This is a genomic window from Bradyrhizobium diazoefficiens (assembly GCF_016612535.1).
GTDB lineage: Bacteria > Pseudomonadota > Alphaproteobacteria > Rhizobiales > Xanthobacteraceae > Bradyrhizobium > Bradyrhizobium diazoefficiens_C.
Genome location: NZ_JAENXS010000001.1, coordinates 2,505,172 through 2,527,312 on the forward strand (window position 1 = coordinate 2,505,172; position 22,141 = coordinate 2,527,312).

At 65.3% G+C, this 22,141-nt stretch carries 15 protein-coding genes; 6 read left to right on the forward strand and 9 right to left on the reverse strand.

What is annotated here, in order from left to right:
* Positions 1-44: 44 nt before the first annotated feature.
* Complete coding sequence (locus tag JJE66_RS11835; protein WP_200514441.1) at positions 45-746, reverse strand: hypothetical protein; 702 nt, start codon at positions 744-746, stop codon at positions 45-47.
* A 149-nt stretch (positions 747-895) separates the two neighbouring features.
* On the opposite strand from JJE66_RS11835, the gene JJE66_RS11840 reads away from it, so the two are divergent.
* The gene (locus JJE66_RS11840) at positions 896-1,915 is read left to right on the forward strand and encodes a LysM peptidoglycan-binding domain-containing protein (protein ID WP_200514442.1); all 1,020 of its coding nucleotides are present in this window, start codon (positions 896-898) and stop codon (positions 1,913-1,915) included.
* A 233-nt stretch (positions 1,916-2,148) separates the two neighbouring features.
* Positions 2,149-3,471 (forward strand): Spy/CpxP family protein refolding chaperone, encoded by a 1,323-nt coding sequence (locus tag JJE66_RS11845; protein WP_200514443.1) that lies wholly within the window; start codon positions 2,149-2,151, stop codon positions 3,469-3,471.
* A gap of 46 nt (positions 3,472-3,517) precedes the next feature.
* On the opposite strand, the gene JJE66_RS11850 is transcribed toward JJE66_RS11845, so the two are convergent.
* A complete protein-coding gene (locus JJE66_RS11850) occupies positions 3,518-6,334 on the reverse strand; it encodes a calcium-binding protein (protein ID WP_200514444.1) in 2,817 nt (938 codons plus the stop codon).
* A 239-nt stretch (positions 6,335-6,573) separates the two neighbouring features.
* On the opposite strand from JJE66_RS11850, the gene JJE66_RS11855 reads away from it, so the two are divergent.
* Both JJE66_RS11855 and JJE66_RS11860 read left to right on the forward strand, forming a co-directional pair.
* Positions 6,574-6,810, forward strand: coding sequence for an AbrB/MazE/SpoVT family DNA-binding domain-containing protein (locus tag JJE66_RS11855; RefSeq protein ID WP_200514445.1), 237 nt, complete (start codon positions 6,574-6,576; stop codon positions 6,808-6,810).
* Positions 6,807-7,211, forward strand: a complete 405-nt coding sequence (locus tag JJE66_RS11860) for a PIN domain-containing protein (RefSeq protein ID WP_200514446.1) — start codon at positions 6,807-6,809, stop codon at positions 7,209-7,211. Before JJE66_RS11855 ends, JJE66_RS11860 begins: the two co-directional genes overlap by 4 nt.
* A 278-nt stretch (positions 7,212-7,489) precedes the next feature.
* Here JJE66_RS11860 and JJE66_RS11865 read toward each other — a convergent pair whose 3' ends face one another.
* Both JJE66_RS11865 and JJE66_RS11870 read right to left on the reverse strand, forming a co-directional pair.
* Positions 7,490-9,946, reverse strand: a complete 2,457-nt coding sequence (locus JJE66_RS11865) for an adenylate/guanylate cyclase domain-containing protein (protein ID WP_200514447.1) — start codon at positions 9,944-9,946, stop codon at positions 7,490-7,492.
* Between the two features lie 248 nt (positions 9,947-10,194).
* Positions 10,195-12,267 carry an AsmA family protein gene (locus tag JJE66_RS11870; RefSeq protein ID WP_200514448.1) on the reverse strand — a complete coding sequence of 691 codons (2,073 nt, stop codon included), beginning with the start codon at positions 12,265-12,267 and terminating at the stop codon, positions 10,195-10,197.
* A 224-nt stretch (positions 12,268-12,491) separates the two neighbouring features.
* On the opposite strand from JJE66_RS11870, the gene JJE66_RS11875 reads away from it, so the two are divergent.
* Positions 12,492-13,166 (forward strand): Crp/Fnr family transcriptional regulator, encoded by a 675-nt coding sequence (locus JJE66_RS11875; protein ID WP_200514449.1) that lies wholly within the window; start codon positions 12,492-12,494, stop codon positions 13,164-13,166.
* 39 nt (positions 13,167-13,205) lie between these two features.
* On the opposite strand, the gene JJE66_RS11880 is transcribed toward JJE66_RS11875, so the two are convergent.
* From JJE66_RS11880 to JJE66_RS11895, 4 genes are all read right to left on the reverse strand, one after another.
* A complete protein-coding gene (locus JJE66_RS11880) occupies positions 13,206-16,364 on the reverse strand; it encodes an efflux RND transporter permease subunit (RefSeq protein WP_200514450.1) in 3,159 nt (1,052 codons plus the stop codon).
* Positions 16,364-17,293 carry an efflux RND transporter periplasmic adaptor subunit gene (locus JJE66_RS11885; protein ID WP_200514451.1) on the reverse strand — a complete coding sequence of 310 codons (930 nt, stop codon included), beginning with the start codon at positions 17,291-17,293 and terminating at the stop codon, positions 16,364-16,366. The genes JJE66_RS11880 and JJE66_RS11885 overlap by 1 nt, the downstream gene beginning before the upstream one ends.
* Before the next feature lie 143 nt (positions 17,294-17,436).
* Complete coding sequence (locus tag JJE66_RS11890) at positions 17,437-18,099, reverse strand: OmpA family protein (RefSeq protein ID WP_200514452.1); 663 nt, start codon at positions 18,097-18,099, stop codon at positions 17,437-17,439.
* Positions 18,100-18,256: 157 nt separating this feature from the next.
* Positions 18,257-19,717 carry a caspase family protein gene (locus JJE66_RS11895; RefSeq protein WP_200514453.1) on the reverse strand — a complete coding sequence of 487 codons (1,461 nt, stop codon included), beginning with the start codon at positions 19,715-19,717 and terminating at the stop codon, positions 18,257-18,259.
* Positions 19,718-20,087: 370 nt separating this feature from the next.
* On the opposite strand from JJE66_RS11895, the gene JJE66_RS11900 reads away from it, so the two are divergent.
* Positions 20,088-20,894, forward strand: a complete 807-nt coding sequence (locus tag JJE66_RS11900) for an N-acyl homoserine lactonase family protein (protein WP_200514454.1) — start codon at positions 20,088-20,090, stop codon at positions 20,892-20,894.
* A gap of 141 nt (positions 20,895-21,035) precedes the next feature.
* Here JJE66_RS11900 and JJE66_RS11905 read toward each other — a convergent pair whose 3' ends face one another.
* Positions 21,036-22,109 carry a C45 family peptidase gene (locus JJE66_RS11905; protein WP_200514455.1) on the reverse strand — a complete coding sequence of 358 codons (1,074 nt, stop codon included), beginning with the start codon at positions 22,107-22,109 and terminating at the stop codon, positions 21,036-21,038.
* Positions 22,110-22,141 lie beyond the last annotated feature (32 nt).

Below are 22,141 nucleotides of genomic sequence, written 5' to 3' on the forward strand. Positions count from 1 at the left end.
ACGTATGGGGAGCGCAAAATAGCGACGCGATTCCGGGGCCGTTTTTACCGGCGCTTCACCTCCCATTTCATCGCCTCGGCATTCTCCTTGGCGAACATCGCCGGCACGTCGAACTTGCCGGTCTGGAGGTCATAGCGGCATTGCCAGCCGCCCAGCCCCTTCATGACGGTGTTTTTCGGATGCTTGTCGTATTCGCCCCCGAGCGAGAGCACGAGGTAGCGGTTGTCGGGCCAGTTCACGCCGAGCCAGCGATAGGCCTCTTCCGTGCCTTTCATCAGATTGGCCGAGATGTGGAAGTCGAGCCTGGCGAAATTCTTCGTCTCCGGCCGGCCGTAGAAATAGGCCCAGGCGAGATCGCTGAGCGATGTTTTCTTCGTCGCGCTGACGAAGACGCCATTCTCGAGATGGTAGAGAAACAGATCCTGCTCGCCAGAGCCGGTCTTTTGCATCCGCACCAGCCATTGCGAGTCGGGGGTGAAGCGGAAGCCGGCGCCATAGCCCTGTTCCGGCTTCAGCTCCGTCCTCTGCTCGCCGTGCCGCGCCCAGACCTGCCATTTGACGTCCCAATCGCCACCGTCCTTCATGTACTGCTCGAGCCTGGTGGCGCCGTCCGGCGAGGTGAAGGCGAGATCGGCATTGTCGGTGAGGATGAACCCCGGCGGCGGCCCGGCGGCGGCAGCCGCGGGAGAGGCGGCGAGCGTCAGGGCCAGCGCCAGCCATGGCGCGGTGCGGCAAAATGCGGTCACGGGGAAATTCCCTGAAAATGGTGGTCAGGCGGCCTCGCTGGTTTGACGCAGACGGGGCCGTGCCGGTTCATCCATCGACCGTCTTGCTGCCGTGGCCAAAACAGCGCAATTTGCCAAGGGGCGATTTGCGCCCCAAGGTTTGAGGACTGATGATCACCGCATCCAAGGCCGTCATTGCGTTCTGCCTGCTCGCGCTGGCCGGCACCGTGCTGGTGATCGGCCCGACCGGGCTGCGCCGCCTGCTGCCGGGCGGGGTGAACACCGAGGTCGCCGCGGTCGCGAAGCCTGAGGTGAAGGCTGAAGCCAAGGTCGAACCCAAGACCGAGAAGGCCGAAGAACCGAAACTCGCCGCGGTTGCACCACCCGCGCCAGCCGCGTCGCCGGCTCCCGCGCCCAAAGCGGATGTGAGGCCGGATGCGCTCGCCGAGACCCAGAAGCAGGTCACGGCGCTGGCCGATGTCGCGCCGGTCAAGCCGCAGCCGGCCATTGCGGACACCGGGCCGCGTTTCGACGTCGCTCGCGTCGACGATTTTGGCGAGGCGGCCGTGATCGCGGGCCAGGCCACGCCGGGCGCGAAGGTCGAACTGCTGCGCGACGGCCAGCCGCTCGACAGCGCGGTGGCCGATGCGTCCGGCCAGTTCGTGATGACCCCGCCCAAGCTTCCCGCCGGCAGCTACGAGCTGACGCTGCGCGCCAAGGCGCCGGATGGCAGCGTCATGCAATCCAGCCGCACCATGCCGGTGACAATCGCCGAAGCCGCGCCGCCGCCCGCGCGCGTTGCGGCGGCCGTGAAGCCGGAGGCCAAGCCGGGTGAAAAGCCGCAGGACAAATCGGACGTCGTTGCGTCGCTGCCGGCGCCGCGTCTGGCCGCGGCGCCGATACGCTCCAGAATGACGGGCACGCCCAAGCCGAGAGCCATGGCGAGGCTGCCGGCGGCGAGTGCCACGGTCGCATCGGCCTCGCCGACCGAGGTCTTCAACACGCCGCCGGCCGAGGCCGGCGGCAGCCGGGTGATTTCCCGCGGCGACAGCCTCTGGGCGCTGAGCCGTCTCGCTTACGGCGACGGCAACCGCTACGCGGTGATCGTCAACGCCAACCGCGACAAGATCCACAATCCCAACCTGATCTATCCCGGCCAGACTTTTGTGATGCCGCAAAAGGCGCAGTGAGGCGGTTTGGCCTTCTCCCTCACCCCATTCCTACGGGGTGAGGGGCCCTCGCCGCGAGCGAGATCGTCGAGAGACCTGTACCCCCTCACCCGGATTACATCTGCGATGTGATCCGACCTCTCTCCGCAAGCGGGGCGAGGTAAAGCGCACGCTCGCCGCGATGACGTCCCTCCGTCGTGCGACGCTTTGACCGTCTCGCCGCGGAACATTTGGTTCCCTGGCGCGTCTTCTTCATGCGACGTGATGCGCGTTTGGCGCTGGAGGAGGGCCAAAAGGTGGTCGGCTCGGTGGTCAACTCACGCTTGGCACTGGCGGGCGCAGCCCTTGTCGCTCTTCTGGCAGTGCTGTTGCCGAACAGGGCGGAGGCGCAATTCGGACTGCGTGGCGGGCCGCTCGGTGTTGCGCGCTTTGCCGTCGGCCACATCATCGGCCTGTCGCGATTGCGCCATGCCCGGATGGCGGTGCGGGGCGGTCGGACCCGCGACGCCGCCTTGAGATCGCAGGACCCTCGCGGGGCCGAGCGTGGCCAGCCCGCCAATCCCTACGTTTTGCGCGCGGCGCTGACGGCAGGAGCTGCGCTATCGGGCTGGCATGGCGGCCGCCGTCCGCAGGGCTGGTGGCGTCATCCCGACGGCAGCTATGGCTGGATCGGTCCCGTGTTCTGGCCGTTCGCGCATGACGATCTCACCAATGCGGTGATATCAGGCGATACGACCAGCCTCTCGCTCTATGGCTATGGCGATATCTATGCGGCGATCTTCGCGCCCTATGCGAGCCCGGAACTCGCCGCCTACACCGCGCCGCAGGGCCGTCGCGCGCGACGAGTCCCGTCGGTGGAGAATGTCTGCGATGCCAGCGACACCGGCGGCCTGCCCGTCGATCGCATCGCCGCCGCGGTGCAGCCGAACGAGATGCAGCGCACCGCCCTCGACGATCTCAGCGCCGCCTGGCTGGCCGCGCGCGAGACCATCCGCGCCTCGTGCCCGGCGCAGGCGGCAGCGACAGCGCCGGAGCGCCTCGGCGTGATGCAGGCCCGCCTCGACGCGATGATCAAGGCCACGGACGCCGTCGCAGCGCCGCTGGCCAAATTCGTCGATCTCCTCGATGATAGCCAGAAAGCAAAGCTCGATTCGCTGGCCAACGAACGCCGCGCGGCGCTTGCCGCGGCTCAGCACAAGGACGCGCAGGCGGTATCTGCCTGCGATCCGAACTACGATCCCCGCTACGATGTGCAGGCCCAGCGTCAATACGAGCAGTTCGTGCAGCAGCAATGGCCCTCTGCCGAGATCGTCAGCACGCTGAAGCTCGACGACACCGGAAGCGCCCGGCTCGACGTGCTCCAGGACACCACGCTGCGCACCATGGAGACGCTCAGTCCCTGCCCGTTAAAGCCAGCAGCGACACCGCAAGCCCGCCTCGCCGCCGTGAAGGCGCGGCTGCAGACGATGCTGCAGGCGGTCAACGGTGTCGCCGATGCGCTCGACGATTTCGAGGCCGATCTTAGCGATGAGCAGAAGGCGGGGTTCGAGGCGATCGGGCCGAAGCGCGGGATGTGAGCGGAGGCGACCGGAGAGCGCACTCAAGCGCTCTCCGGCGAGTTCGTCAGCTGAAGAAGTGCCCGCTGGATGCCTGCGAGTAGGCCTGCCATTGATGATCGAGCACGATGGTCTCGTGGCTGCCATTGCTCTGACTGATGTCGATGACGAGGTCGTTGCCGCCGCTGCGCTGGGCGGTGACGTCAGCCGAGTTCTTCACCAGATCGGCCAGTGACGCCATCGAGTTCACCACCACGCCGGAGCCCGCACCCTCGCCGGTATCGAGCACGGTCGCGGGATGTGCGCCGGATGAGGCGAAGGAGCCGGCCTCGTAATCATAGAACACCAGGCTGTCGCCCTTGCTAAAGTTGAGGTCGAACACGGTGTCGGTGGCGTGCTGGCCGGCCTTCTCGTCGGTGCCGTTGAAGCGGAACTGGTCGGCGCCGGCGCCGGCGTAGAGCAGATCGTTGCCGCCGCCGCCATTGAGCACGTCGGAATGCTGGCCGCCGATCAGGATGTCGTTGCCGCCCTTCCCGTCGAGGAAGCTGCCGACGGGGCTGAACAGGTTTGCGACCAGCAGATTGTTGCCGTCATTGCCCTCGACGAGATTGTCGGAGACGACGCTGATCTTGGTGCCGCCATGGCCGTCGGACGCCAGCTGGTAGTTCAGCCCCGAGGCATAGGCATGCGAGTCGAGCTGCAGCGTGATGGTGCCGGAATTGCCGCCGGTGATGCTGAGCACATTGTCGGCCGACAGCGTTGCTTTCGTGGCCTTGCCGATGCCGGCGAGATCGATGGTGTCGCCGACGCCAAAGCCGTCGATGGTGTTGTCGAGGTGGCCATGGTCCAGCGCCGCCTTGTCGATCGTCAGCGTCTGCGCGCCGCTCTCGAAGGTGATTGCGCCGGTGCCGGCCGCGTCGAGTGCGGCGAGCTCCAGCGTGCCGGCATGCAGCGTCGTGCCGCCGGTATAGCTGTCGGTCTGGCTCAGCACGGTGGTGCCGGTGCCGGCCTGGTCGAGCGAGCCGCTGCCGGAAATCGAGGCGTTGAACGTGAAGACGTCGGAATGCGTCGACACAAACACGCCATTGTCGGTGACATTGCCCACGAGCGCGCCGCCGTCGGTCACGGTCAGCTTGGCGCCGGTCTCGATGCTGATGCCGGAGGTGAAGCTTTCGGCGTCGGTCACGGACCAGTTGCCGCCCTGCACGTCGAGCACCTCGAAATTGACCGTGTGCGCCAGCGTGCCGGAGCTGGTGCCGAGCAGGTTGAAAGTGTCGGTGCCGGTGCCGCCGTCGACCGTGCCGGTGAAGGTCGCGCCGGTATAGTCGTTGACGATGTCGTCACCGCCACCGAGCGCGACGCTGCCCTCGATCGTGCCGTGGTTGGTGAGGGTGTCGGCGAAGGTGTCGGTGATGGAGATCGCCTCGCCATTGCCGCCGTGAATGAGGCCCCAGTTCACGATCGTCGTCGGCGCCCAGCCATTGCCGCCATTGCTGCCGTTGTTGTGATCGGGACCGCCGGTGCCGTCGCTGTCGTTGACGGTGATCGCGCGCTCAAAGCTGGTGATGACGCCGCCGGTCTCGTTGATGATGGTGCCGCCGCCGATGGTGACGGCCTCCTGGAGGTCGACCGTGCCGTCGGCCTCGACCACATGTACGCCGGCCGCCTGGATGGTGCCGAAATTGTCGAGCGTCAAAAGTCCGTCGACGTCGATGCCGTCGCCGTCCACCGCGACGCCGGCGAGGTAGCCGCCGGTGCCGATGATGGTGCCGTGATTGGTCACAGTGGTCATCGACAGGCTGGGCGTGTCGAGGTTGATGCCGCTGCCGAGATCGCCGGTGATGGTGCCGTCATTGTTGACCGTGACCGGCGCATCGCCGGTGATGCCGTGGCGCGTGCCCTCGATGGTGCCGCCGGTGTGGTTGTTGACGGTGCCGCCGGCATTGCCCTGGAAGTCGATGCCGTCGTTGTCGTCGCCACCCGAATTGCCGCCGAAGACTTTTCCGTAATTGTCGATCACCATGTTGACGCCGCCGCGGATCGCGTCGGCATCGGCGGCCTTGATCAGGCCGGTCGCCTCGTTGGTGAGATGGATGGTGCCATTGGTCGAGACCAGGTCGGTGAAATCGATCGCCTGGCCGTTGTTCGCGCCCGATCCCGTCGACTGGATGGTGCCGGCATTGTCGACTGAAACCGTGTAGGTTGCGGTCGTGGTCAGCGTCGAGGCTGTGATGCGAACCGCATCGCCCTGCGACTGGATCACGCCGTGCTGGTCGTTCTCCAGCGTGAACGAGGTGATGTTCGAGAGGCTGGAGGTCTTGAGGTTGATCGCGCGGCTGGCCGATGCGGTGGCGTCGATCAGCCCGTTATTGTCGATGGTGACGATGCCGGCGCCGGGGCGGATCGCGTCGTCGCCGGAGGCGCCGATCACGGCACCGGTGTGATTGGTGATGTTGATCACCTCGGTTGCCGACACGATGGCGGCGAAGTCGAGCGCCTGGCCGCTCGAGCCCGCAACGATGTTGCCCGACGCGTCAACCGTGCCCGACACGATGGTGCCGGAATTGTTGACATTGATGGTGCCGCCGGTCAGCGCGGTGTTGATGCGAAACGCGTCGTCGCCCGCAATCAGCTTGGCGCCGGCCTCGTTGACGAAGGTCAGGTTGCCCGAGGTGAACGAGCCCTTGGTGTCGATGCCGCGCGTGGTCGCGCTGATGGTGCCGGCATTGTCGATCACCACGGTCTGCCCGGCCGTCCCGCCGGTCCAGACGATGTCGGTGGTGTCGGACAGCGTGCCGCCTGCCTGAATGGTGCCGGTGTCGGCGCCGCTGACGGTCTTCGCGGACGTGACGGTAGCCCCGCTTGCCACGGTGAAAGCAGTCATGATCCCCCCAAGGATGTTCAGAAAATCGACGCTGGACGGCGTCTTCAGATGATCCAGTCGCGACCCGTATCGGGAGCCGATGACGGGGGAATGACCTGGCTGAGAAGGTCTGTGGACGCCCATCTCTCGTGCCCGGCCGAATTGCGGCTGAGCGGCCCTGCGATCAAAATGCGCAGTTGAACGGCTAGCATATCCTCTATATGATATACAAACCCGAAGCGTATATCTTCGAGGGTCCTATGCAGGTTTCCAAATGGGGCAACAGTCTCGCCGTCCGCTTGCCCAAGGCGCTGGTCGATCAGCTCGGCCTCAAGGAGGGTGATGAGCTGGAGGTCGTCGCCGCCGGCGAAGGCACGATCGAGGTTGAGACCAAAGAGCAGCGGCGGCAGCGCGCGATCGAAAACATGCGGGCGAGGAACTGGCCGGCCTTGCCGGCCGATTACAAGTTCGATCGTGACGAGGCGAACGAGCGGTGAGCGCGTTCCTCGATACCAACATTCTCGTCTACGCCCAGCAGACCGGCCCGAAAGCGACCATCTCGCAAGACCTCATCGCCCAAGGCGGGACGGTCAGCGCCCAGGTCCTGAACGAGCTGACGAATGTGCTGCGCAAGAAGGACCATCGAAGCTGGCGCGATATCGAGCTCGTCCTTGACGACATCGACAACGCGCTCGAACCCGCGGTGCCGCTGACCGCCGCGACCAGCCGCGCCGCCCTCGCGCTCGCCCGGGATCACGGCTTTTCCTTCTACGACGCGCTGATCATTGCCTCCGCGATCGAGGCCGGCTGCGACACGCTCTACAGCGAAGATTTGCAGCACGGCCGCAGCATCGGGGGACTCGCCGTCGTCAACCCGTTTCTGGCAAGTGCGCCGTGAGCGCGCAATGAAGCACTATTCTCCAAAGGTCGTTCGTCTGGTCCGCAAGATTCGCGAGATCAACCACAGCGCGGTCGCCCGAGCGCGACGATCTGGCGCGAGGCAAAAACCGGAGCTTGGTGAGACCCGGCGCAAACGACCGATGATGCCATCATGCCGGTGTTTTGCCCGACGTGTCAAAGGGAATTTCGCAAAATCCGCAGTGCTGACGAAAATCGCCATGCCGCTCAGGGCCTTCCCTACTGTGCATGGGGTTGTTTTCGACTTTTTGTTTGCGGCTACCCTCTCCGCCGCGCCGCCGACGCGTCGACCACGTCGGCCACGTCGTCCACCTCGTCGCGCAGCGACAGGATCTCCATCGCCAGCACGGGGTGGTTAAATCCCTTGAGCTGGAGATCGTCGAGCGCGCGGGCCTCGACCCAGGGCTCGACGATGCCGTAGACGCGGCGGCTGACCACGATCTGGCCGGCCTGGGCCTCGCTGCAGAGGCGGGAGGCGAGGTTGGTGACGCTGCCGATCGCGGCATATTCCAGCCGCTGCTCGAAGCCGACCTGGCCGAGCGTGGCATAGCCGAGCGCGATGCCGATGCCGAATCCCAGGCTATGCCCGCGGTTGCGCCAGCGCTCGGTCAGCGGGCCAATGGTGTCACGCATCTCCACCGCCATCTTCACGGCGCGCGCGGTGTGGTCCTCGAACTGGATCGGCGCGTTGAACAGGATCATCACGCCGTCGCCGGCATATTTGTCGAGCGTGCCTTCATATTTGAAGATCAGCTTGCCCAGCGCTGCGTGATATTCGCGCAGCACGTTCATCGCCTCCTCCGGCTCGGTCGCTTCCGTGAACGCGGTGAAGCCGCGCAGATCGCAGAACACCACGGTCACCTCGCGACGGTGGCTCGCGAGCAGCCCCTCGGGGCTGTCGGAGGAGGCGATCAGCTGCGCCACCTGCGGCGCCAGGAAACGCTCGAGCTTGCGGATGCGCTCGATCTCGCCGAGCTGGGTCGCGACGCGTTCTTCCAGCGACTTGTTCCAGTTCTTGAGTTGCTCGGTCTGCTCGCGCAGCTGGTCGGCCTGGGCGCGCACGGTCTCGTGCGCGGTCTCCAGCGCGTGGCTCTTGTGGTCGACCTCGGTGAACAGCCGCGCATTGCGCATCGCCAGCACCGCCTGGTTGGCGAAGGTGCGCATCAGCCCGGTGAGGCTGCCTTCGAACGCGCCGCCGGCGCGGCGCAGCACCACCAGCGAGCCGAGCGTGCCCTGCTGGTCGACCAGTGGCACCACCAGCACCGAATGGAAGCCGGCATTGACCGCGACGTCGCGCAGCGGCTGCTCGGTGGCGTGATCGAGATCGGCAAGCGCGATCGGTTCGCAGCGCGCGGCGGCTTCGCTCAAGATGTTGTCGCCTTCGTCGATCGTGACATGCGCGCCGTCGGCCGATTTGTCGATGCCGTCGGCTTCGACCAAGTTGAAGCAGCGTTTCTCGGCATCATAGCCGTAGATCAGCACCGCATCCGCGTGGCTGATCTCCAGCGCGCGGGCGGCAATGGTCGGCAGCACGGCGTTGAGGTCGAGCGAGGAGGCCACCGCACGGCCGACCTCCTCCAGCACCTTCAGCTCGTTGATCGACTGCGCGAGATCGCGGGTGCGCTCCTCGACTTTTGTTTCGAGGTCCGAATAGGTCTCCTGGAGCTGGCCCGCCATGCGGTTGAACTGGCCGGCGAGCTCTTCGAGCTCGTCGGAGGTGTGCACGTCGATGCGGTGGCTGAAATCGCCCTCGCCGAGCTTGTGCGCACCGTCGCGCAGCGCCGTGATCGGGATGATCATGCGGCGCGCCAGCAGCGTGCCGGCGAGGATCGCAACCAGCAGCCCCATGCCGATCAGCAGCGCGATGCGCACGAGCTGGTCGCGGATCGGCGTCAGCGCCTGCGCGGTCGGCTGCTCGAACAGCACGCTCCAGCCGAGCTTCGGCACCGTGCTCGCGGCTGATAGCACCGCATGGCCGTTGAAGTCGGTGCCCGACGTCTCCGGCTCGCGCGCGGGCGCGATCGCAGCCGCGACCTGTGGCAGTTTCGACAAATCCTTGCCGACATCGGGTCCCTTCGACGAGGACGCCAGCACACGGCCCCGTGCGTCGACCACATAGGCAAACGCCGCCTTGCCGACCTGGGCGTCGGACAGGAAGTCGGAGAGGAAGCTGAGATCGATCTCGGCCACGGTGACGCCGGCATTGAAGCCGGAATGCGCCACCGAGATCGACATCACCGGTCGCTGATCGACGAAGTTGGCTGGCGAGTAGCTCACGCCGCGCGCCACCGCATCAGTGAAGCGCATGTCGCGGACGAGGTCGGCATTGCCATTGGTCGTGGTCGATTGGCGCGAAACGCGCAGCACCTCGCGGCCGTCGCCGTTGAGCTGGAACAGCTGGGAAACGACCGAGACCTGCTGCAGCAGCTGGGCGTAGTCGGCGCGGCGTTTCTCGATCGTGTCCCGGCTTGCCGTCGTCACCCAGCTGATCTGGCGTTCGAGCTCGGAGACGGATTGCTCCACGCGCCGGGCGGTTCCTTGCGCCTTGTCCTCGAGGGCGTCGGTCAGTGAGATCTTGGTGGCGCGATAGGAGATCCAGGTCTCCATCGCGCCGTTGACGGCGAGCACGAACACGACGAGGCCGACGAGGGAGACGACATATTTGGCGAACAGGCCCTCGCGCAGAAACCAGGTCTTGTCTTTCGCTCCCGCCATCCGGATCCTCTCGCGCCGCGACTGACGCCGGCGCCATGGGCCGTACAGGCCTATGGCCCTTCTACCACAATTTGGGCCTTTGGACCGGCAAGGGGCCGGTGTGGTTACCCGCCCGGGAATTGCCGGGAGCTGGCAGGGCGGCGAATCGTCGCAGCCGTCTGCGGCGCGGCCTCATCCGTTCGGAGGAAGAAGTGGATGGGGAGCCGGTGTAAAGACCGCCCTCGGAGTTCAGCGCGTTGGTCCGCAAACTACCGATTAAAGAGTTGCCGCATCACGTCATTCATCGGCTGGCTGTCCTGCTGCGCCTCGGGCGGGTGCACCTCGGGCGGGTCTTGGGTGGGAGAGGTCGGCGAAGCCTGCGGTGCCGGTGTGGTCGGGGCGCCGGGCAGGCTGCGGCTTCGGCCGGTGCCGTTTCCCGCGCCGCTCGACAGCCCCTGCTGGATCAAATTGCCGATCGTCTCTCCGAGCTGTCCGCCGAGCAGATTGTTCTGCCCTTGTCCTTGCCCCGGCTGCTGCGTCTGCGGATTGGCATTGCCGGCCGCGTTGCCGCCACCCGGTGCTGCGGCGCCGCCGAGGCCAAAACTGTTCAGAATGTTGCCGAGCCCAGCGCCATCGGGACCGAACAGGCCCTTGCCCATCTCGCGCAGCTTGGCATAGGCGGCGTCCGGATTGTCGAGCACCCCGGCCATGTCCGGATAGATCCGCGGCTGCGACCACGGCCCTGTAATCATCACGGGAATGCCGAAGCCGACCGGATCGGAGGCGCGGCCCTGGCCCTCGGTCGTCATCACCAGCTTCGGCTCGACGCGAAACCCCATCATCTTGGTGTCGAGCGCAATGGTGCCGGCGCCGGTGACGCGCACGAGTGGCCCGATCAAATTGAGATCCGTCGTCACCGCCTGGCCCTTGTCGATGCGGAAGGAGGCGGAGAGCTGCGACAGGTCAGTGCTCTGCTCTTGGCTGTTGTTCTGGTTGTCCTGCCAGCCCGACAGCGTGCCCGACGTCAGCGAGCGGATCATCTGTGCGACATTGATGCCGCGGATGGCGCCGTCCTGGAAAGTGACGAAGGCCGTGCCCTGCATGTTCGCCATCAGCGCGCGCTGGCTGGTGCCGGCGCTGCGCAGCGCAAGCTTGGCCTGCAGTTTGCCGTCGATCCGGTCGAATTCGGCAAGGCCCTTCAGCAGCGGCAGCGCGCGCACGCCGACGAGATCGGAATGCATCGCAAAGCTCGGCGCGCCGCTGGTCGCGTCGAGAATCACCTCGCCCGAGATCTGGCCGCCATAGGCGCCGAGATTGGCGGTGCCCGCCTTCAAGATGCCGCCGGCGAGCTTCGCGTCGAGCGCGAGCGGCGCAAGACGGGCCTCGCCGATGACGGCTTCGTTGGCCGAGATCCTGATTTGCGCGTCGACATAGTTGAGCCCGGACACGTCGATCGGAGCATCGCTCCAGGGCCGTCCGGACGCGCCATCAGGCGATTTCGCCAGCGGGATCGCCAGCCGCTGGAAGTCGAGATCGACCTTCACCAGTGGCTTGCTCGCGATGTCGACCGAGGCCCAGCCGCTGAAGGCGCCATCGCCGAGCGTGCCGTTGACGCCGTTGACCATCACGATCGGGCCGTTGAGCCGCAACTCGGCATGGCCCGCGAGCTGCGACGTCAGCACGTCGGGCATGTCGATGACGAAATCCACCGGGATGGTCTGCCGCTCGATCGGCGGGGCCGGCGTGGTCGCCTTGATATCGAACTTGGTCGGGTGCTCGCCGACACGCGCGGTGCCCGTGACATTGATCTTGCGGTCGTGTCCCGCGGCTGCGTCGGCATTGATGGCGCTGATGCGGCCTTCGATGCGATCGCGCGCGCGAGAGAATGCGATCTCCCCGTTGGTAATCCTGATGCGGTCGATGCTGGCGCCATTGATGTCGAGCGCGAGCGGCTTCGGCGATGCGTCGGCGTTCGGCAGGCGGTCACGCAGCAACGGCTGGTACAGCACGGGATGGGTGACGACGATCTCGCGGATATTCGGGTGACCCGACCATGCGCTGGACAGCGACATCTCGGCCCGCACGCTCTCGATGGTCAGGCGGGTGATGCCGCTGCGGTCCTTGGGGTCGGCAAGCGTGAGGTCGTTCAGCGTGACGTCCAGCGTCGGCCAAACGCTGATCTTGGTGGTGCCGTCGATCGACAGGCGATAACCGGTCGCCTGCTCGACGCGCGAGGCGATCGTCGCGGTCAGGAAGCCCGAAGGGATCCCGATCACCAGCAGGAGTGCGATCACGATGATGATTGCGGCCACCGCGGCGCCGGCGAATTTCACTGCTCTCATGTGGACTTTCCAACGACGGACGAGCGGCGTCGAATCCGGCAGATGACCCGTCCTTCACGCCTGAGTTTATCCCGGGACGGGAAGCCGCTCCAAGCGACTAAAAATAGTCGGAAGGTGCTGCAAAGTTATGTGACTTATGACACACTTCCACGGCGCGGTTTTACGCGATTCTGACGTTGATGCTTCCAAGCGATTTGCCAAAACAAATTCACAAGGACGTTGAAATGAGCAAGCAGGCCGAATTTGCGGTCATTCTGAAAATGAATGCCATGTTCGCCGATCTCGGTGCGGACGAACTCCAGCGGCTGTCAAACCTCTGCCACACCCAGCATCTGGCGAACGGCGAGGTGCTGTTCCAGAAGGGTGACCCTGGCGACGCGCTGTTCGGCGTGCGCCGCGGCCAGGTCCGGATCGAGACCGGCGCCTCCGACGGCAGCCGGTTGACGCTGAATTTCATGGGATCGGGCGATCTGTTCGGCGAGGTCGCGGTGCTGGACGGTCAGAGTCGCACCGCGGATGCGACCGCCGGCGAGGCCAGCGAATTATTCGTGCTGCGGCGCGAAGACTTCCTCGCCTTCCTCGAGCGCGAGCCCAGGGTGGCGATCAAGATCATTGCACTCTTGTGCCAGCGCATCCGCTGGCAAAGCGAGCGCATGGAAGAATCCATGCTGCAACCTTTGCCGGTGCGGCTGGCGCGGCGGCTCTGCGCGCTCGCCGCCGATTTTGGCTCCGAGGTGCACATCTCCCAGGAGCAGCTCGGTGTCTTCGTCGGCGCCGCGCGCGAGAGCGTCAACCGGCAGCTTCAGGCCTGGCGGAAGGAGGCGATCCTGGACCTCCAGCGCGGGCGCATCCTCCTTAAGAACATGACAAAATTGACGACAATTGCCCGGAACGAATAGGGGCGCAGCCAGGCCGCGTCGCTTCCGTCGGTGCCGCGATTATTCCGCCGCCGGATGCACGATGTTCTTCGGCATGGCTTCCGCGTGCGCGGCGTCGGCGGGCGGAGTCGCGTGATGACCGGCGGTCTCCGCATCCTCGCTGTGCACGATCAGCCGCTTGCCGAAGCGCCAGATCAGGGCGCCGAGGTCGTCCATCACCATGAACATCGCGGGCACGAACACCAGCGACAGGATGGTCGAGAAGATTAAGCCGCCGATCACCGCGAGCGCCATCGGTGAGCGGAACTCGCCGCCGGCGCCGACCGCGAGCGCGCTCGGCATCATGCCGGCGGCCATCGCGATCGTGGTCATCACGATCGGGCGGGCGCGTTTCATGCCGGCGTCGATCATCGCCTCGTCGCGCGGCTTGCCGGCATGGATCGCTTCGATGGCGAATTCCACCAGCATGATGGCGTTCTTGGTGACGATGCCCATCAGCATCAGGATGCCGATCCACACCGGCGTCGTGAGCTGCTTGCCGGTGACGAGCAGGGCGGCGATCGCGCCGCCGATCGACAGCGGCAGTGAGAACAGGATGGTGATCGGTTGGAGGAAGGTGCCGAACAGCAGCACCAGCACCGCATAGACCATCATCAGGCCGGCCGTGATCGCGGTGGCAAAACCGTCGGATAGCTCGTTGAGGCTTTCGGCGTCGCCGGAGGGTGAGACCTTCACGCCCTTCGGCAGGCTCTTCATCACCGGGAGGTCGTAGATCTTCTTGGTGGCATCGCCGAGTGCCGCGGAGCCGACGAGGTCGGCGGCGACGGTTGCCTGCCGCTCGCGGTCGTAGCGGTTGATGCTGGTCGGGCCTTGGTCGAGCTTGACGTCGGCGATGACCGCGAGCGGCACGCCGCCCTTCTCGCCGTGCTCACCGAGCGGCACGCGCAGCTGCTCCAGCGTCTTGAGATTGCCGCGCGCGGCGTCCTCGAGCTGCACGCGGATCGGCACCAGGCGGTCGCCGACGTCGAACTTGGCGAGCGCCGGACCGACGTCGCCGATGGTCGCGACACGGATGGTCTGCGACAGGCTTTCGGTCGAGACGCCGAGCCGCGCGGCGAGATCGGCGCGCGGCTCGATGCGCAGTTCGGGACGTTCCAGCGATGTCTCCGAGATCACGTCGGAGATGGTTGGAATCCGCTTCATCTGCGTCGCAAGCTCGCTGGCGACGTTGTTGACGATATTGGGGTCGGCACCGGTCACGACCAGCGAGATCGCGCGCAGGCCGTTCTCATCCAGGAACCAGAAGCGGATATCGGGAACGTTCTCCAGCTCCTGGCTGATCGAGAATTCGAGCTCGCGCTGGGTGATGTTGCGGTCGTTCTTGGGCGTATAATTGATGATCAAGGCGGCGCGCCGGACCTCCTGGGTCCCCGGAGGAACGCGCCCGCCGTCGACGAAGATGCTCTTCACCTCGGGCCGCTTGCGCAGGCGTGCGACGATGTCCTCGGTGACTTTTTCGGTGTAGGCGAGCTGTGTGCCCGGCGGCAGTTCGAGGGCCAACAGGGAACGGGCGCTGTCCTGCGCCGGCAGGAAGCCCTGCGGCAGCAGCGTGATGCTCCAGATCGAGGCCGCGAAGATGCCGAAGCCGGCCAGCACGGTGATGAAATAGTGCCTCACCGACCATGTTACGACCTTATGGTAGGTCCGCAGCACGCGGCCGGGCGGGGGCTCTTCGTGATTGTGATGCTTGAGGAAGTAAGCCGCCAGCATCGGCGTCACGAAGCGTGCCGCGAGCAGCGAGAAGAACACCTGCACCGAGACGGTGATGCCGAATTGCTTGAAGAACTGTCCGGCGATGCCCGACATGAAGCTCGCGGGCGCGAAGATCGCGATGATGGTCAGCGAGATCGCGATCACGGCGAGGCCGATCTCGTCGGCGGCTTCCAGTGCGGCACGATAGGGCGATTTGCCCATGTTCATATGCCGCACGATGTTCTCGATCTCGACGATGGCGTCGTCGACGAGAATACCCGTCGATAGCGTGATCGCGAGGAAGCTGACGAGGTTGAGCGAGAAGCCGAGAATGTCCATCGCCCAGAAAGCCGGGAAGATCGACAGCGGCAGCGAGACCGCGGCAATGATGGTGGCGCGCAGGTCGCGCAGGAACAGCAGTACGATGACGACGGCCAGTATGGCGCCCTCGAACAGGGTCGAGATCGCCGCTTCGTAATTGCCGTTGGTGTATTCGACGGAGGTGTCGATCAGCTTGAGGTCGACATCGGGATAGGCGGCCTTGAGCGCGTCGATGCGCTTCTGCACCGCTTCGGCGACCTTCACGTCACTGGCGCCCTTGGAACGCTTGATGCCGAGCGCGACTACCGGCTCACCGTTGAAGCGGGCGAAGGTGCGGCGGTCGGCGATGGTGTCAGTGACGGTGCCGAGATCGTCGAGGCGGACTTCGCCGCCGCCGAACAGCGGGACCATGGTGCCGGCGAGATCGCTCAGTGTCTTGGCGCCGGCCAGTGTCCGGATCGCCTGGTCATTCTTGCCGATCTCGGCGCGGCCACCGGCGACGTCGACATTGGTGCCGCGCAGGCTTTGGCTGACATTGACGGCGGTCAGCCCCATCGCCTGCAGGCGGTCGGGATCGAGCGAGACCAGGATCTCGCGCTCGACACCGCCGATGCGCTCGACCTGGGCGACGCCGCGCACGCCTTGCAGCGCGCGCTTAACCACATCGTCGACGAAATAGGAGAGTTGCTCGGGCGTCTTGCCGGGCGAGATCGCGGCATAGGTGACGATCGGCAGGCCGATGACGTCGACGCGCTGGATCAACGGCTCGGTGACGTTCTGCGGCAGGTTCGAGCGCACGCGGGTCACCGCGTCCTTGACGTCATTGAGCGCGCGGTCGGTGTTGGTCTCCAGCGCGAACTGGATGGTGGTGACCGACAGGCCGTCGGTGATCGACGAGGTGATGTGGCGCACGCCCTCGACGCCCGAGACGGCATCTTCAACGGTCTTGGTGACCTGGGATTCGAGCTCCGCAGGTGCGGCACCGAATTGCGAGACTGCGACCGAGATCACGGGAATGTCGGCCGAAGGCAATCGCGTGATGGCGAGCTTGGTGAATGAGGTCCAGCCGAGGATCAGAAGGATGATCGAAAACACCACCGACGGCAGCGGATTGCGAATCGACCATGCCGAGATATTGAGAGCCATCAGCGTACCCGCGTGCGATCGAGTTCATCGGCGAACATGGTCTTGATCTGGTCGCCGTCATGGAGCGAAGAGCCGGCGTCGGCCACGACGATCTCGCCGACATCGACCCCTTCAAGGATTTCCATTTGGCTGTCGGATGTCAGCCCGACGCGCACCCGGCGTGTCTCGACGATGTTGCCTTTGACCACCTGCACGGTGAGATGGTCGATCGCAGTCTTGGGAACCGCAACGCCGCAGCTCCGCTTGGCGTCGATCGAGGCGCGGGCGAACACGCCCACCTTCAGCGAAGGATTGTTGGTGACGCTGATGCGGACGCGGCCGAGCTGCGTGGCGCGGTCGATCTCGGGGGCAACCAGCCGGACACGGCCGATCAGATCGGCGGCGTCATCCCGGCTGATCCGCACTGTCGCGCCGGGGCTGAGCTTCGGCATATGCACGGCCGGGACCTGCGCTTCCAGCTCGATCTCGTTGAGCACGGCGATGCGGAACATCGGGCCGGCCTGCGGCGAAGCGGGTGCGCCGACGATGGTGCGAACTTCGGTGATGAGGCCCGGCGCAGGCGCCTTCAGCGAGATCGGCCCTTGCGGTCCTGGCCGTTGCGGCTGACCTGGTATCTGCGGCGGCGCCGTCAGGCGGGCCAATTCCTGATTCTCGGTGACAACAGCGCCTTCGGTGACGAAGACGTCGGTGACCTTCGATCCTTCCTGGTCGGCCATGACGACGGCCTCGCGCCGCGGCACGAAGAAGCCGGTGACCCGCACCAGGTCGGAGAAGCAGGCATTGGTCGCCTTCGTCACGATGACCTGCGCCTCGCCCGGCGTTTCCTTCGCCTCGGGGCGATGCCGATGCTCGAACCAGTAATAGCCGACGCCGAGCGCGACGATGAGCGCCACGGTTCCCGCAGGCTTGAGATATTCGGAGATGTTCATCGCCGGATCATCCTGGCCTGGCGCACGGTTATGGGGAGCGTTTCCCTGAAACGAAGCGGCGTCCCGCAGGACTGCGGGACGCGCGCTGGGAGCAAGACTTTACACCACATCAGGACTTGTCACTGCAAAGGATTACGCTGTGGTCACTTCGATGCGGTGGTCTTGTTTTCCATATTCACGACCTGCACGCGACGGTTCACCTCCGCCATCGGCTGGCTCGGGTCCTTCAGCTTGCTCTTGCCGTAGCCGACGGTGACGAGGTCGCTCGCGGCGATGCTGTACTTGTCGACGAGGTAGCGCTTGATCGAATCCGCGCGGCGCTCCGACAGCTCCTGGTTGTAGGCTTCACCACCCGCAGCGTCGGTGTGGCCGGCAACGACGAAGGTGGAGCCCTTCAGGTCGGGGCTGGTCAGCGCACGGCCGAGCGCCTGAACGGAAGGCAGCGACTTGGCGCTGATATCGGCCGAGTTGTAGTCGAAGGTGATTTCGAGGTCGATATTCGGCTTGTCCTTGGCGGCGGACGCGATCTCCTCGCGCTCGGTCGACGAGAGCGAGCGCGTGGCGCGGCCGCGAACGGACTGAATCAGCTTGGTTTCCGCCGGGTTCGGTGTCGGATCGGTCTGCGGGGCGATCGAGAGGCCGCGGGTCAGGGGCTTTTTCGGCGGCGCCAGCGCGCGGACGATCTCGTCCTCGCTGACGTTCTTGCTGTTGCCGTCGTCGCCGGCGAAAGCGGGCGTCAGCGACAACGCGGCGCCGAGGGTGATGATGGACAGGATCGCAGTCAGTCCTTTTGCAGCCAATTTCATTGCCAGTCCCTCCTGCGCGAACCCGCGCGGTTCCAAAATCCTGCAACCAGCCCCCACGGCAAGGCCGCCTGCGGCATCCGTTCGGCTAGTCTTGCCAATTGGTCTTGGCCGGACCGCCGCGGGTTCGAGGCGCCTGGCGCGTCAAATCAAAAAAATATCAACGCACTCCGTAACTTGCGAATTCCCCAGCGATGTTCGGATCCATCGCCTTGGCATTGGCGATGTCGAGTGCGCCCTCCTGGGCCGAGCCGTTGCGCTGCTTCGCCACGCCCCGTCCATAGAGCGAGGAGGTCAGGCGCGGGTTGATCCTCAGCGCGGCGTCGAAATCGGCGATGGCGTTCTTCACCGCCCCGGATTTGAGGTTGACCAGCCCGCGGCTGTCCAGCGCATCGACGAAATTCGGCCGCAGCCGCAGGGCCTCGTTGCAATCCTTCAACGCGCCCTGGAGGTCGCCGACGACGGTGCGGGTCCAGCAGCGGTTGTTCAGCGCCTCGACGTCCTTCGAATTGATCCGGAGCGTGTCGTCGAAATCCTTGATGGCAAGGCTATAGGCCCCCTTGCTGGCATAGACCTGGCCTCGCCGGTACAGCGCATTGACGTCGTCAGGATTGGCCGCGATCTTGCCCGTCAGGCCCTTGATGGTGGGATCCTCGGCCAGCGCGGCCGCGCTCGGCCCGCTATCCATGCTGGGCGCGGGGGTCTCTGCCGGTTTGACCGGCGGTGGCGGCGGAGGCAGCGCGGCCTCCACCTGCGGTTTTGGCGACGGCGGCGGCGGATTGTTCGCGACCGCGGGTGGGGCGGGCGGAGCCGGAGGCGGGTTGTTCGCGACAGCAGGCGGCGGCGGTGTCGTCGGGCGCGATCCAGCGGCGCCGGGAATGAACGAAAAATCCTCGGCGAGCGAAGACGAGATCCACGGCACCTGCTCGCCGCGCGAGGCGCGGGTGACGCCCATCTTGGTACGGTTCAGCGTTTCCTCCGCCATCAGGTCGGGGACGCGGATTTCCTTCAAGAGTTCCTGGACGAACAGGCTATGATCGCCGCCGGCGTCCGACACCACCGAGGCAAGTGCTGCCGAATACATCACCAGCGTGCCGTTCGGCGCGATCACCGGCGTCAGGCCCGCCGAGAAGCTGCGGAACCGCCGTTCGAACGGGTTACGCCTCGAGGCATCGACCAGCGCGATCTTGACGCCGGCGCCGCGGGTGTTGAGCTCGCCCAGGACGGCCTCAAGGCTGAAACCGTCGCGGCGGACGTCCGACTCGGTCCAGATCTGGGCATCGATCGGGATCATGTAGCTCTGGCGCGCCGACTGGATGCCGAATCCGCTGTAAAACAACAGCGCCACGGAGCCCGGCTTGATCTTGCCGTAGAGCTTGTCGAAGGCACGGCGCATGCCGTCGCCGGTCAGGTTCTCGCCTACTTCCACCGAAAAGCCATCGCGCTTGAGCTCGTCGGCCATATCGCGCGCGTCGTTGATCGGCTCCTTCAGGGGGCTGTCCGCGTCCGGATATTTGGAATTGCCAATGACCAGCGCGTAGCGGTCGCCGGCCGCAAGCGACGGAGCGGCCGGGATCAGCGAGACGAGCAATGCCAGAAGAAAAAGGAAGCGAATTTTCATAATCAGCGCGGTCCAGCCAAAAAGGCGCCGTTCCCAGCTTGCGCCGCGGCGACCTTAACTTACGCAATGTGCATTATCAAACCGGGGAGTGGGGGCGTCAACCGCTTGGAGATTCGTCATTATCGCAACAATTGACCGCGACCCACGGGCCGGCTGCGAGGGAATAATTCGACTGTCACGGTTCTACTCGATGCTTTCTCGTTCAGGGCGCCGGCTCCCATGTTAGGCCGCCACAAGCGACGAAAATGTGATTGGTCTCACAGTGCTGACCGGGCTCCCTCGCAGCCCGCGGTATTTGACCTTTTCGGCGCACGATGGCTTGGTGCGCGGGATCGTTCCTTAAGATCCACTCAGAAGAAAAAGCAAAACCATGGGAAGCGCCTACGAAATCTACGCCCTGCGCTATGCGACGATGTCGCCACGCACCCCCAGCATGAACTTCCTTGCGCCCGATCCGCATGACAGCGCAGCGCAGGATCTCGACTATTTCGTCTGGCTGATCCGCGGCGGCGGGCGCGAGATTCTGGTCGATACCGGCTTCAATGCGGAGGAGGCAGGGCTCCGCGCCCGCAAGCTGACGCTCAATCCGGTCGATGCGCTGGAGCGCTTTGGCGTCGCGGCGTCGAGCATTCGCGACATCATCGTGACGCATCTGCATTACGACCATGCCGGCAATCTCGATCGCTTCCCGAGCGCGCGCTTCCATCTCCAGGAGCGTGAGATGGCTTATGCGACGGGCCGCTGCATGTGCAACGGACTGCTGCGACATCCATTCTCGGTCGAGCACGTCACCCAGATGGTGCGCCACGTCTATCGCGAGCGCGTCACTTTCTATTCCGGCGACGGCGAGGTCGCGCCCGGTGTCACCGTGCATCGCGTTGGTGGTCATTCGGATGGCTTGCAGGTGGTCAAGGTCGAGACCGCGCGCGGACCGGTGGTGCTCGCCTCCGACGCCACGCATTATTACGCCAATCTGCAGCGCAAGAGCCCATTCCCGATCGTCTTCAATGTCGGCGACATGGCCACCGGCTGGGAAACGATCGAGCGCCTCGCCGGCGATCCCGATCGCTACATTCCGGGTCACGATCCGATCGTGACGGAGATCTATCCGCGCGCCAGCGACAAGGTCGACGCCTGGGCGCTGCATCTGCCGCCGTCGCGGTCGTTTGCGAAATGACGGAATCGGGCGGCGTGTATTTGCAAGTCCTAAGCGCGGGTCAGATCAGGCGGGCCTGTGTCCTCCTCCTGAGAGCCGCGCGCAAAAGAGCATTGCCGGGGGGCGAGGAGGTCTAAAGGCGGACGCGAGCACTTGGCTCCGCTACCGCCTCGCCTTGGTCTGCCGGAGTCGTTGCAAACCTAGGTTCAGTTGCCCCTTGAGCTGCTTTATCGGCAAATCCTCACCGGCGACCCACAACTTGAAATCAATGTCCAGCATGTCCTCGTCGAGCGCGGCGGCGTCGCCCCCGATTCCTATCAAGAGCCGTCGCTTGCCTGGCTCGGCAACGATGGTGTGCAGGGTTTGGGCGTTGCCGTAGTTGTGGAAGGCCGGCGAGGCGGGGAAGTTCAGCGCCTTGAAGGTCTGTTCGGCGCTGAGCGCACGTGCGGCCCAGCCTTCCAGCGCCGGCAGCCGGTCAATCGAGTGCGCAACGCGGCGGTTCAGGCGTCTCAATTGCGGCGACTGGAAATGATTGGTGCAAGCGAGCCAGTCGCCGCCGCGCACCGCGACCGCCCCCGCCCCCGCTTCGACCACCGCGGCCACTCCGCCGGCATCGAGTAGCGAATAGTTATTCTGCGTGACGTGGGGCGTGCGACGCAGAAAGTGGATTGCCTCCGCCGTCGTCGCACAGCTATCGAGCACCCGTCTGACCAGCAACACGCTGGTGAGGCCGGGCGATCGCGGTCGCGCCTTCACGAGATGCAGGCCAATGGCGAGCCCATGCTCGTTCATGCCGTCCAGCCGTCCGGTCAACTGGTGGCTGCCGCCGACACTGGCGTAGCTGCCCGGCGCTTGCACGAGCGCGAACCGTGCCTCGTACTGCCGCGGCCGAAAATCATAGTTGCGGCCATATACGCCATCACTCATGACGGCTGAACAGCCGCCCGTCGGCATTCGCAAGCCGTCGTTGCCGAAACAAGCGACGGCCTGCTCCATCGGGATGTTGAGCCCCTCGGCGATCCCGCCGATCTCCTCCCACAGCGCCGGCGCATAAACCCTGAACGCGCGTTCCTCTGTGCGAATGTTGAACCACCATGGCAGCCGCACCCTCTTGCGGAGAAATGCCTGCCCCTTGCGCGTCGCCGCGAAGGCATCAGCCTGAGCGCGGCCGACCTCGTAAGGGGTGCCGCGACATTGCACAAAGCTGACGCGGAGCGTCTTGGGCGCGCATGCCATCGTGATGCCTAGGCGAGTCGAAATTCGAACGG